This window comes from Jongsikchunia kroppenstedtii DSM 45133, from assembly GCF_000380485.1.
Lineage (GTDB): Bacteria > Actinomycetota > Actinomycetes > Mycobacteriales > Mycobacteriaceae > Jongsikchunia > Jongsikchunia kroppenstedtii.
In genome coordinates, this window is sequence record NZ_AQYG01000046.1 from 57739 (window position 1) to 69979 (window position 12241).

Annotated in this window: 9 protein-coding genes; 3 read left to right on the plus strand and 6 right to left on the minus strand. The window is 67.6% G+C overall.

Features of this window, described 5'->3' with window-relative positions; all coding sequences use genetic code 11:
• Window positions 1-63: 63 nt before the first annotated feature.
• The gene (locus G341_RS0109995; protein WP_051092736.1) at window positions 64-771 is read right to left on the minus strand and encodes an acyltransferase; all 708 of its coding nucleotides are present in this window, start codon (window positions 769-771) and stop codon (window positions 64-66) included.
• 227 nt (window positions 772-998) lie between these two features.
• On the opposite strand from G341_RS0109995, the gene G341_RS0110000 reads away from it, so the two are divergent.
• Window positions 999-2336: an outer membrane protein assembly factor BamB family protein gene (locus G341_RS0110000; protein ID WP_018178996.1), complete on the plus strand. Its 1338-nt coding sequence runs from the start codon at window positions 999-1001 to the stop codon at window positions 2334-2336.
• Here G341_RS0110000 and G341_RS21680 read toward each other — a convergent pair.
• The 3 genes from G341_RS21680 to G341_RS0110015 all read right to left on the minus strand — a co-directional run bounded on the left by G341_RS21680 (window position 2323) and on the right by G341_RS0110015 (window position 5480).
• Entirely contained in the window at window positions 2323-3546 is a 1224-nt protein-coding gene (locus G341_RS21680; RefSeq protein ID WP_051092719.1) for a class I SAM-dependent methyltransferase, read from the minus strand. The genes G341_RS0110000 and G341_RS21680 overlap by 14 nt on opposite strands.
• A 126-nt stretch (window positions 3547-3672) precedes the next feature.
• Window positions 3673-4656, minus strand: a complete 984-nt coding sequence (locus G341_RS0110010) for a class I SAM-dependent methyltransferase (RefSeq protein ID WP_018178998.1) — start codon at window positions 4654-4656, stop codon at window positions 3673-3675.
• Between the two features lie 35 nt (window positions 4657-4691).
• Window positions 4692-5480 (minus strand): enoyl-CoA hydratase/isomerase family protein, encoded by a 789-nt coding sequence (locus G341_RS0110015; protein ID WP_018178999.1) that lies wholly within the window; start codon window positions 5478-5480, stop codon window positions 4692-4694.
• A gap of 523 nt (window positions 5481-6003) precedes the next feature.
• On the opposite strand from G341_RS0110015, the gene G341_RS0110020 reads away from it, so the two are divergent.
• Together G341_RS0110020 and G341_RS0110025 are read left to right on the plus strand one after the other, a co-directional pair.
• Window positions 6004-8436, plus strand: coding sequence for a cytochrome P450/oxidoreductase (locus G341_RS0110020; RefSeq protein ID WP_018179000.1), 2433 nt, complete (start codon window positions 6004-6006; stop codon window positions 8434-8436).
• Window positions 8433-9443, plus strand: a complete 1011-nt coding sequence (locus G341_RS0110025) for an aromatic ring-hydroxylating oxygenase subunit alpha (RefSeq protein WP_018179001.1) — start codon at window positions 8433-8435, stop codon at window positions 9441-9443. The genes G341_RS0110020 and G341_RS0110025 overlap by 4 nt, the downstream gene beginning before the upstream one ends.
• Here G341_RS0110025 and G341_RS0110030 read toward each other — a convergent pair.
• Together G341_RS0110030 and G341_RS0110035 are read right to left on the minus strand one after the other, a co-directional pair.
• Entirely contained in the window at window positions 9440-9988 is a 549-nt protein-coding gene (locus G341_RS0110030) for a TetR/AcrR family transcriptional regulator (RefSeq protein WP_018179002.1), read from the minus strand. The two genes, G341_RS0110025 and G341_RS0110030, sit on opposite strands and share 4 nt — an antisense overlap.
• Window positions 9989-10122: 134 nt before the next feature.
• Window positions 10123-12228, minus strand: a complete 2106-nt coding sequence (locus G341_RS0110035) for a RecQ family ATP-dependent DNA helicase (RefSeq protein ID WP_018179003.1) — start codon at window positions 12226-12228, stop codon at window positions 10123-10125.
• Window positions 12229-12241 lie beyond the last annotated feature (13 nt).

Here is a 12241-nt window from a genome sequence, read left to right on the forward strand (position 1 = left end):
AGCCTGGCCGACGCCCGTATTGAAGATTCGCGACAGTCGGCCGATTACGTGGCCGCCATACCGCTAGCCTTCGGCGACCTGGCTCTTCTCGGCCGCCGCCTTCTTGCGCTCGATGTCGGCGAGGGCCCGCTCCAACTCGGCACGCTGCGCCGCGGAGCTGTCCCACGTCTCTTTGCGGTTCTTCACCACGCGAGCGGGCGCACCGACGGCGATCGAATAGTCCGGGATGTCCCCCTTGACGACCGCGTGCGCCGCGAGCACGCAGCCCCGGCCGACAGTGGTGTTGCGCAGCACCGACACCTTCGCCGCGATCCAGGTGTCCGGGCCGATCCGCACCGGACCCTTGACGATGCCCTGGTCCTTGATGGGCACGTTGATGTCATCCATCCGGTGGTCGAAGTCGCAGATGTAGCACCAGTCGGCGACCAGCGTCGACGCGCCGATCTCGATGTCGAGGTAGGTGTTGACGACGTTGTCCTTGCCGAAGACGACCTTGTCGCCGATCCGCAGCGATCCCTCATGGCAGCGGATCGCGTTGCCGTCCCCGATGTGCACCCAGCGACCGATCTCCAGCCGCGACAATTCGGGGGTGGCGTGAATCTCCACGCCGCGGCCGAGGAACACCATGCCGTGCAGGATGACGTGCGGGTTGGCCATCCGGAACCGCAGCAGCCGCCAGTACCGCACCAGATACCAGGGCGTGTACGCGCGATTGGCCAGCACCCAGCGCAGGGACGCGAGCGTCAGGAACTTCGCCGGCTGCGGGGCCATCGGCACCGAGTGCGTGCCCCGGCCGGCGATCGTGCGGCCCGGCACGAGCTGGCGGCCGGCCAAACCGGCCCGCCACCGTGAGCGGAGCGACGCGTTCCACATGCTGGTCATGGCTGATCACAATATCCGGATACGCCGCTGCGACAGCGCCGCGGGTGCTCGCGATAGGCTCAGCTGACCGCAGCGGCCCGCGCCTCGGGCTGATTCGTCCGACGAACAGGAGTCTCGTGCTGGTCGGCAGCGTTTCTCAGCCCAACACGGCGTCGCGGATTTCTCGCCGCAAGACAGCGTTGCAGGTCGTCGTCGCGGCCGCGGCACTCAGCCTCGGCGTCGCCGCCTGCTCGAGCGGCATCTCGAACGTCGAGTCGCATGCCAGCTCCGGATGGCCCAGCTACGGCGGCACCGACGGCAATGCGAACTTCGCCACCGCCAAGGTCCCCGGCGATCTCGCGCTGAACTGGTCGCGGCCGACCGGCGGACCGATCTCCGCGCCACCGGTGATCTCCGGCAAGAACGCGATCGGCGTCACCGCCGACACCGAGAACGGCTGCAACACCTTCTATTTCGATTCGGCCGACGGCCGCAAGCTCTACTGCAAGCGCATGGAGGGCGGCGCCCAGCTGTCGTCGCTCCTGCTCGACCAGTACGACAACGCCTATGTGGGCGTTCCCGGGACCTTCTTCGGGCTCAACACCACCGGCGCGGTGCGCTGGCAGACGCCGACCGTCGGGCTGGCGCTGTCGGCCAAGTTCGCCGGACCGGCGACCGTGCTCGCGGTGACGCAACAGGGTCAGATTCAGCTGATCGACGCCCAGACCGGACGCCTGCAGGCCGCGCCGGTCACGCTGCGCACCGATACCGACGCCTCCAACCCCGGCAACGGGCTCGGCGATTGCGTCGACAACGGACCGCACTGCCCGGTGCCTGCGGCCCCCGCCGTCGACACCGAGCGCCAGCGGTTCTATCTGAACTTCTGGCCGCAGGGAAAGATCGCGTCGCAGGTGCGGGCGTTCGACTACTCGGAGATCAAGGGCACCAAGACCATTCGGGACGCCTGGACCGCCGACATCCCTGGCGGCGTGATCGGCAGCCCGGTGCTCTCGCCCGACTCCTCGACGCTGTACATCTACAACCGCCTCGGCAGCCTGTATGCGGTCGACGCCGCCAACGGCAAGCAGCTGTGGAACTACAACGTCGGCGGCTACGGCATGGGCACGATGGCCGTGTCGTCGAAGGGCACCATCGTCCCGACCGGCGTCCTCGGCGCACCGCTGGTGGCGATCAAGGACGACGGCAACAAGGCGACGGCGCTCTGGCACCGCGACGACCTGCACACCGCGTCGACGGCCACCCTGCTGTCGAACGGCACCGGCTGGGTCGCGGTGCGCGATGCCGGCAAGGACACACTCTCGCTCGTCGAGTTCGACGCTGCCACGGGTGCCACCAAACGCACTCTACCGCTGCCGGATTCGCTGGGATATGTCACCGGCATCGCCGTGTCCAGCGGCGGCGACCTGGTGGCGACCACGCAAATCGGCAACGTTTACCAGTTCAGCGTCCGGTGATCGGCCGGCCCGTCGGGCCGGTCCCCTCGGCGCGCTGTCCGGCGTCGCAGATGTAGACGGTCGGCCGATCGCCGATCCGCGCGACCACCAGTGTCATCGACCGAGTACCGGCCGGCTTCAGCTGACGACGCAACTGATCGGGGTCGATATCGACGCCGCGAACGGTGATCTCCAGGGTGCCGCAATCGAGTTGCGCCAACCGTTTTCGCAGCGGCTTGGCCGACAGCCGCATCTCCTCCAGCACCGGCCACCCGCGGGCGCCGGGCGGCAACGCGTCTCCGGTGAGATAGGCCAGGTGCGGATCGAGTTGCCAGAGGCCGTGTCGATGCGCGTAGTGGCGGACCAGCCCGGCCCGCACCACGGCGCCGTCCGGGTCGACGATCCAGCGACCCGGCGCATCGGCGCCGACGTCGTCCGGCTCAGTGTCATCGACTTCGAAACCGCTTCCGTCGCTGCGGACCACGGTGGCGCGCCGCCCCGCCATGCCCGGTAGGGTCCACAGGCAGACCTCGCGCACGCCCCCGTCCAGTGAGATCGCCTGCACCTGTCCGGTGAAGCCGTGTTCGTCGCGCAGCAGCGAATAGTCCACCCCGGGAGCACATTTCACGACCGCCAGCCGCCCGCGAAGCACACCGAGCAGGTCGGGCAGCGGCGGCCGCGTGTCCGACATTCGGAATGTGCGCCGGGCGCCCGCACGTCGCCCCGGGTCGGCGATGACCACATCCGCACGGGAGGTTGCGGTGAGCGCATCGGCCCGCAGCAGCGCCGCGCCGGGCACGTTGTGCCGCGCCATCGCGAGCCGAACATCGTCGAGGTCGGAGCCGAGGACCCGCCCCAAGTCCGGCTGGCACAGCAGCGAATCCAGCTCGGTGCCAACCGAACACGTCACGTCGTGCACGCTGGCCCCGGGACAGCGGCGGGCCAGTTCCTGCGCGCGCAGCCGGGCCACGGCATCGGCGGTGGCCTGCTGCGCCGCATCTTCGGTGAGCAGCCAGTCGGCCGCGGCGGCCACGCGCGGCGCCAGGGCCCGCCGGGCGAGCACGGTCGCCGTCAGCGCCCCCTGCTGTCCCGGATAGGCCTGCGACAGTCGCTGCACGTCACCGACCATCGTGTCGGGCCGCAGCGCCAGCTCCGCCGTCGCTTCCAGCGCGGCCGTACCGTCGGCGCCGGCCAGGAAGGCGACGTCCTCGTGGGTGAACTGGTACGGCACGGGCTCAGCGTATCGGGCCGGCTCGCGGCGCACCCAATAACGAAATCCGCGCCACTTCCGTGGATTCGCGCCGGCTGCAGGCGGCGCGAATCCGCAAAGGTGGCGCGGATTTCGGAAAGAAGTCGATTACTCGGGCTTGGTGCCGGTGATCATCGCGTTGTAGAAGAACTTCGGCGGCACGAACTTACGCAGAATGTTCTCGTCGACCCAGGACAGGCGACGCCAGCCGGCGAACGCGAACTTGCCCCAGCCCCAGCCCAGCTTCTCGGCCGGCACGGCGGCCTCGAAGGTGCGCACAGGCCACCCGAGCATCGCCGCGGCGAGCTCCTCGGTGGCCGACTTCACCTGCACCGCACCAGCATTGGTCGCCATGCGCTCCAGGTCAGCCGGGTCGAAGGTATGGATGTCGACAACGGCCTCCAGTGCGGCGGCACGCGAGGACTCGTCGAGCTCCTCCTGCGGACGACGCCACGAGCTCAGCGGGCCGAGCTTGGTGATGTTGGTGGTGGCGTACCAGGTGCCGCGCGAGAGCCAGCGGGCGTAGAAGTCGCCGATGGTGGTCGGCTCGCCGGCGAACACGAAGCGGCCACCCGGCTTGAGCACCCGGATCACCTCGCGCAGCGACTGCTCTACATCCGGGATGTGGTGCAGCACAGCATGTCCGACGACCAGGTCGAAGGTGTTGTCCTCGTACGGAATGGTCTCGGCGTCGGCCACCCGGCCGTCCACGTCGAGCCCGAGCTTCTCGGCGGTGCGCAGCGCGACCTTCACCATGCCCGGCGAGAGGTCGGTGACCGAGCCCTTGCTGGCCACGCCGCTCTGCATCAGGTTCAGCAGGAAGAAGCCGGTGCCGCAACCGAGTTCGAGAGCACGGCCGTACGGCAGCGGCTGATCGCCGGCGACGGCGTCGAAGCGTCCGCGCGCGTAGTCGATGCAGCGCTCATCGAAGGAGATCGACCACTTGTCGTCGTAGCTCTCGGCCTCCCAGTCGTGGTACAGCACCTGGGCGAGCTTGGTGTCGTTGTAGGCCGCCTCGACCTGTTCGGCGGTGGCGTGCGGGTTCGGCGCCGGATCCACGGAGGTCTCGGTGCCGTTCTCGGTTGTGGTCACTCTTCTGCTACTTCCTGATTACCGGTGAGCTGGGCTCACTTGCCCGTGAACTGAGCCTTGCCCGGCCCGTTGTCGATGAATGATTGCATTCCGATGCCGCGATCCTCGGTCGCGAACAGTCCGGCGAAGAGATGCTGCTCGATCTTCAGCCCGGTGTCGAGGTCGGTGTCCAGGCCCTCGTCGATCGCGGCCTTCGCGGCGGCCAACGCGATCGACGCGGCGCCGGCGAACTGTCCGGCCCACTTCAGCGCGGCGTTGTACACCTCGTCAGGTGCCACGACCTCATCGACCAGGCCGATCGCGAGCGCCTCCTCGGCGCCGACGAAGCGGCCGGTATAGACCATGTCCTTGGCCTTGGAGGGGCCGACCAGCCGCGCCAGCCGCTGCGTTCCGCCGCCGCCGGGGATGACGCCCAGCAGCACCTCGGGCACGCCCAGCTTGGCGTTGTCGCCGGCGATGCGGCGATCGGCGCCGAGCGCGACCTCCAGGCCGCCACCGAGCGCGTAGCCGGTCACCGCGGCGACCGTCGGCTTCGGGATCTCGGCGATGGCGCTCAGGCCGCCCTGCAGCTCAGCGGCCACTTTCATCATGTCGACATACGACATGTCGTTCATTTCCTTGATGTCCGCGCCGGCGGCCAGCACCTTCGGGCCGCCGTAGACGATCACGGCCTTGATCGCGTCGTCGGTGCTCGCGGTGCGCGCGGCGTCCGCCAATTCGTTCTGGACCTGCCGGTTCAGCGCATTCATCGGCGGACGGTTGATCAGGATCGTTCCCACACCGGGATGTTCGGGATTGGTCTCCAGGGTCACGAATTCGGCCATGCAGGCAGGCTACCGGCCGGGTGGCAACATGTTCTAGCCGGGACTGTTGGCCTCCTCGACGGCGACTCCTCGTATGCAGTGCAGACAACGAGACAGTATTCCTGTCGCCGGATCGTCAACTGCATCCTGCGCAGACGCGCATACGCCGAGTTTCTCGGCGGCAATCCGCGGCCGACACGCTCGATCAGATCATCGAACTCACTGCGGCCTTGCGGCCCGCGGTCGCCGAGATCAACGGCCAAGAGCCTGAGCAGACCCGATCCACCCTTAATGTGGCGGTCCCTGACGACCGGGGGCCGCCCGGATGGTTGGCCGCAGTTCAAATGCGGCGACGGCGGGTTCCCCGGCTCGAGTCGGTGACATCCAAGATGGCCGACTGTTCCTCCCTGTGCGGTGGGGCCACCCGCAACAGGTGCATATAGTTTGTAGCGCACAGTGACAAAACATTGGGTATTGTCATTTAGCGCGACTTGTGTTTCCCTGATGTAGCCGTTGTTAGACAGCCCACATTGAGGTGTTACGCATGAGTGTTCTCGATCAGGTCCGCACGAAGGCCGAAGCGACGATTCCGATGGAGCGCCTGATCAAGGGCATGCATCTGTACCAGAAGGCCAAGGCGCGGGTGAGTGGCGACAAGCCGCCCGTCTTCATCGAGGAACCGATCCCCGATGTCGACCGCGTTGCGCTGACCGACATCGACATGAGCAACCCGTTCATGTGGCGGCAGGGACAGTGGTTGCCGTACTTCAAACGACTGCGGGACGAGGCCCCGGTCCACTTCCGTGCGTCGAGCGAGTTCGGTCCGTACTGGTCGGTGACGCGGTACGACGACATCATCGCCGTGGACAAGGACTTCGAGACGTTCTCCGCCGAACCGCAGATCGTCATCGGCGATCCGCCTGAGGGCTTGGACATCGAGATGTTCATCGCGATGGATCCGCCGCGTCACGACCAGCAGCGCAGTGCCGTCCAGGGGGTCGTGGCTCCCCGCAATCTCGAGGAATTCGAGGGGCTGATCCGCTCGCGCGTGCGAGAAGTACTCGACGACCTGCCGGTCGGCGAGCCGTTCGACTGGGTGGACACGGTCAGCATCGAGCTCACCGCCCGGATGCTTGCCACCCTGCTCGATTTCCCATACGAGGAGCGCCGCAAGCTCGTTTACTGGACCGAGGTGTCCGCCGCGGGCGCGTCCACGACCGGCGGTCCGAGCGATATCGAAGCGATGTGGCAGGCCTCCGCCGACATGGCGAAGAGCTTCAGCGCACTGTGGCACGACAAGGCGGCTCGTCTGGCCGCCGGGGAGAAGCCCGGGTTCGACCTGATCACGCTGATGCAACGGTCCGAGGACACCAAGGATCTGATCAACCGTCCGATGGAGTTCCTCGGCAACCTCATCCTGCTCGTCGTCGGCGGCAACGACACGACCCGCAACTCGATGTCGGGTGGAGTCCTCGCGCTCAACCAGTTCCCCGACGAATTCGAGCGCGTCAAAGCCGATCCGAGCCTGATCCCGAAGATGGTCAACGAGATCATCCGCTGGCAGACTCCCCTGGCCTACATGCGCAGGATCGCTACGAAGGACACCGTGCTCAACGGTCAGTTCATCCGCAAGGGCGACAAAGTCGTGATGTGGTACGCGTCGGCCAACCGCGACGAGCGCACGTTCGAGAACCCCAACGACTTCATCATCGACCGACCCAACGGACGCAACCACCTCTCGTTCGGTATCGGGGTCCACCGCTGCATGGGCAGCCGCCTGGCCGAACTGCAGCTCAGGATCCTGTGGGAAGAGCTGCTCGCGCGGTTCTCCGACATCGAGATCGTGGAGGAACCGGAGTACCTGCAGTCGAACTTCGTCCGGGGTTACACCAAGATGATGGTCAAACTCACCCCGATCGGTCAGGAACCGCGCCCGCGGGAGGAACGAGGAGTGGTCGGCCGGGCGATCCTTGCCCCTCGAGACCCGCAAGCCGCACGACACGGAGCCCGCGACGGTTGGATCACGAGCACCGCCGAGACCGAGATCGACCTGCAGGTCCAGGCCAGGCGACCCGCGGCCGAGGGGATCGTCGAACTCACACTGTCCGACCCGTCGGGAACTCAGCTTCCGTCCTGGACCGCCGGTGCGCACATCGACCTGGTTCTCAGTCCGTCACTGACGCGGCAGTACTCCCTGTGCGGCAGCACGACGGACGAGTCGTCGTGGAAAGTCGGCGTTCTGCTCGACCCGAACAGCCGCGGCGGGTCGGCATTCGTCCACGAGAACCTGGCCGAGGGCACGACGGTGCGGGTACGAGGCCCGCGCAACCATTTCCCACTGGTTGCCTCGCCGCGTTACCAGTTCATCGCCGGCGGCATCGGCATCACCCCGATTCTCGCGATGATCGAGGCGGCGCAGGCGCGTGGGGCGCAGTGGAGCCTGCTGTACGGTGGCCGGTCGCGTGCGTCGATGGCGTTTCTCGACAGACTCGAAAGCGATGGCAGGGTGACGATCTGGCCGCAGGACGAGATGGGCCTGCTCGATCTCGACGCGGTCCTCGGCACGCCGCAGTCGAACACCTTGGTGTACTGCTGTGGTCCAGGCGCACTGCTCGACGCGGTCGAGGAGGGGTGTGCGTCGTGGCCCGACGGCAGCTTGCACCTCGAGCGGTTCGCGGCGAAGAAGGTCGTTGTCTCCGATGACGCGTTGGACTCGTTCGAGGTCGAATGTGCGCGGTCGGGCGTGACCGTGACCGTTCCAGAAGACAAGACGATCTTCGAGGCCGTCGAGGAGGCCGGTGTCGCCGTGCTGGGCTCGTGCATGGAAGGGATCTGCGGGACGTGCGAGGTCGACGTTCTCCACGGCACGCCCGATCACCGTGACTCGGTCCTGTCCAAGTCCGAACGAGAGCGAGGCGCCACGATGATGCCCTGCGTCTCCCGTTCGCTGTCTCAGAGGCTGGTGCTTGACGTATGAACGCCTACCCCCGGGACTGCTGGTATGTCGCCGCCACCTCCGACGAGGTCGGCGACGGCCTGACGGCCCGACGCATCCTTGGACACCCGGTTCTGATGTTCCGCACCTCTGACGGATCGGTGGTCGCCCTGGAAGACCGCTGTGCACATCGGCCCTATCCACTATCGGCCGGCCACCGCGAGGGCGATCTGGTGGTCTGCGGCTACCACGGGTGCACCTATGACGGGACAGGGCGCTGCGTACGGGTACCTTCGCAGGACAGCCCACCGTCTGGCGCCCAGGTGCGCGCGTATCCCATCGTCGAGCGCGCACCGTTCGTCTGGATCTGGACCGGCACGCCTGGGGGCGAACGACTACGGCCGCCGCCGGCGACCCCGTGGCTTCAGGACGACGGCTGGAGCAGCGTGGGGGAGCTGCGCGATGTCGACGCCAGCCTGCTGCTGTTGCACGAGCACTACCTCGACCTGACCAACGTGTTCGCGATGCATCCTGAGATGGTGCCGCCGGGTATCGAGGCGCTGCCCCCGCTCGAAGCGGTCGAAGTGTCGGAGGTGTCGGTGTCCTATGTCCGCGAGCTGCCCGGCGCGCCGCTGGCGCCGTGGGAAGCCCAGGTCTCGGGGCTCGACACCGTCGAGTTGTTCTCTCGAACGGAGACGGGCACGTTCGTGACGCCCGGCCTGCACAAGCAGACCTACGCCATCACCGGCGCCGATGGAGCGGAGCTCGAGATGGTGCGAACACACGGTCTCACGCCCAAGTCGCCAACGTCGACGCATGTCTTCTTACAGATATCGTGGCGCGGTTCGGCCGTCCCCGACGCGGGTGCCCGATTGGCCGCGGTCTTCCACGAGATGGCCAACCGCGACTTCGCCGTGCTCGAGACCATGCAGCGTTGTCTCGATGAGGACACGACACCGCGGCGCTATCTGAACGTCAAGGCCGATCGCGCTGCGATCTTCGCTCGACGGATCATGCAGTCCATGATCGAGGAGGAACGCGGCCGTTAGTGCACGGCCCGCATGATCCGATCGACCGCTTCGTCGATCGTGACGGTCGGCTGCAACAGGTGGCTCAGGGTCAACCGGACCATCGTGTCCACGGTGCCTGCGGACACCCTGTCGCCGACGGTGGCGGAGATTGCGGAGGTCGCTTGGGTCAGGACGGCCTCGGGCCGAACCGTCAGCAGGGCGAGTAGCTCCGGATCGTGTCCGGGGCGCAGGACCGCGGTGAGCACCGCATTGGTCTGGCCGTATTCCAGCGCGTAGCGGGCCGCCGTTCCCAGGCCGTCGGTGATGGAGTCCGGATGGACGGCGATGCCCTCGCGCACGCGAGCCACGAACCGCTCGACCTCGCGCGACACGACCGCCTCGCCGAGCTCTGATTTGGTGCCGACCTCCTTGTAGAGGCTTTGCCGAGGAACACCCGAGAGTTGGGCGACCCGAGTCATGCTCAGTCGGTCCCACCCATTTTCGGTGATGATCGCGACGGCGGTGTCGAGGATCCGCTCGAGGCGGATGGCCCTGAGTTCGTCATAGAAGGCCGGTCCGCTCACATTCCCCAGCTTACGACACGCTATCGATGCTTGTCGCATTGGGCGACAACAGCAGATTAGATGTCGAACAAGACGGCCGAACGTCACGCGGGGCGCACAACCAACCTCTAAATCCGCAATCTCTTTCACCGACCCTATTTGGGTGTCGCGAGCGCGAAGGGCAGGACCGCCGAGGCGCCCGCCTGCCGCAGCGCGCGAGCCGCCAGGGTGAAGGTCCAGCCGGTGTCGGTCAGGGCATCTACCAGCAGAATCGGGCCATCGACGGCCGAGATGTCGGGCACGTCCCAGGAATCGATCAGCCCGGCCACCCGATACGCCGAATTCGCCGCCGACACCGCCGGCAGCCCCGGACGGCGGCGCATCACCCCCAGGTCGTCCAGCCGACCGACCTCGCCGAGCCGGGCGGCGAGGGTTTCGACGAGCTGGTCGTGCCCGGTCGACTCCAGCGCCAGCACCGCAACCGGTCGCTCGTCCCACTGCCAGGCCGCCAGCACCTGTACGCAGGCCTGCACCGTCTCGTCGGGAATCGGCTTGTCGCCGTCGAGCAGCTCCCGCAGCCGCCGGCCCCAACCGAGGTCGGCCAGGCGGCCCAGGACCCGCCCGGTCGCCGGACCGTCGGCGATCTTCCCGGACAGTTCGATGCCGAGGCTGCCCATGCCGGTCGGCCACTGCTTACGCGGCGGCAGATCGATGCCCGGACGCTCCAACCGCTCGCGGGTGCGGCTCAGCGAATCTCCGTCGACGACGACCTCGCGATGCTCGCCGGTGCAGTTGTCGCAGTGCCCGCAGGGCGCGATGCCCACCCCCGACTCGGGCGCCACCGCCGGATCGTCGAGCTGGCGGCGCAGGAACTCCATGCGGCACATGGTGGTTCGCTGATAGTCCAGCATCGCCTGCTGCTCTCGCTTGCGCGCCTCGTCCAACCGCCCGTAGCGCTCGGCGTCATACGACCAGGGCTCGCCGGTGGCGATCCATCCGCCGCGCACCCGTCGAACGGCGCCGTCGACATCGAGGACCTTGAGCACCATCTCGAGCCGGCTGCGACCGAGTTCGACCATCGGCTCCAGCGCCGCGGTCGAGCGCGGCTTCTCGCCGTCGAGCGCCTCGATCACCGCGTGCACCACCGACTCCGCCGGGAACGCGACCGAGGCGAAGTACTCCCAGATCCGCCGGTCCTCCTGACCCGGCAGCAGGATCGCCGGACACAGCTGCTGCGCGGCGCGACCGGCACGGCCGACCTGCTGGTAGTACGCGATCGGCGAGGACGGCGCTCCGAGATGCACGACGAACCCCAGGTCCGGCTTGTCGAAACCCATCCCCAGCGCCGAGGTTGCCACCAGCGCCTTGACCTCGTTGGCGAGCAGCGCCCGTTCCATATCCTCGCGCTCGCCGGGATCGGACTGGCCGGTGTACGCCCGCACGGCGTGCCCGCGGGCGCTCAGCAGGTCGGCGAGGTCATGCGCGGCCGACACCGTCAACGTGTAAACGATCCCCGACCCCGGCAGCTCCGCGAGCGCGTCGGCGAGCCAGGCGGCGCGATGCACGGGATCGTCGATCGTCGTGACCGACAGCGCCAGCGAGTCGCGCTCCAGCGTGCCGCGCAGCACCAGCGCCTCGCCCTCGCGGACGTCGAGCTGGGCCGCCACGTCGGCGACGACGCGATCATTGGCGGTCGCGGTGGTCGCGAGCACCGGAATGTCCTGCCCCAGTTCACCGATCAGCGTCTTGATGCGACGGTAGTCGGGACGGAAGTCATGGCCCCAATCGGAGACGCAATGCGCCTCGTCGACGACCACCAGGCCCGCGTCGGCCGCCAGCGACGGCATCACGTTGTCACGGAAGTCAGGGTTGTTCAGCCGCTCGGGACTCACCAGCAGCACGTCGACGTCGCCATCCGCCACCCGCTCATGGATCTGGGTCCACTCGGTCATGTTGCCGGAGTTGATGGTTTCCGCCCGCACCCCTGCCCGGCGGGCCGCGGCCACCTGGTTGCGCATCAGCGCCAGCAGCGGCGACACGATCACAGTCGGGCCGCGACCGGCCGCGCGCAGCAGTTTGGCCGCAATGAAATACACCGCGGACTTACCCCAACCGGTGCGCTGCACCACCAGCGCGCGGCGGCGCTGCACCACCAGCGCCTCGATCGCGGTCCACTGATCCTCGCGCAGCGCCGCATCGGGACCGGCCAGCGCGCGCAGCAGTTCTTCGGCATCCTCGCGGACGGTCTGTGCCTGCGTCATGCACCCATCCTGC

Bases quoted from the DNA above. Each gene is read 5' to 3' on its own strand.
- G341_RS0110020 (WP_018179000.1), top strand. From the start codon at position 6,004: ATGAGTGTTCTCGATCAGGTCCGCACGAAGGCCGAAGCGACGATTCCG.
- G341_RS0109995 (WP_051092736.1), bottom strand. From the start codon at position 771: ATGGCCCCGCAGCCGGCGAAGTTCCTGACGCTCGCGTCCCTGCGCTGG.
- G341_RS0110025 (WP_018179001.1), top strand. From the start codon at position 8,433: ATGAACGCCTACCCCCGGGACTGCTGGTATGTCGCCGCCACCTCCGAC.
- G341_RS0110015 (WP_018178999.1), bottom strand. From the start codon at position 5,480: ATGGCCGAATTCGTGACCCTGGAGACCAATCCCGAACATCCCGGTGTG.
- G341_RS0110035 (WP_018179003.1), bottom strand. From the start codon at position 12,228: ATGACGCAGGCACAGACCGTCCGCGAGGATGCCGAAGAACTGCTGCGC.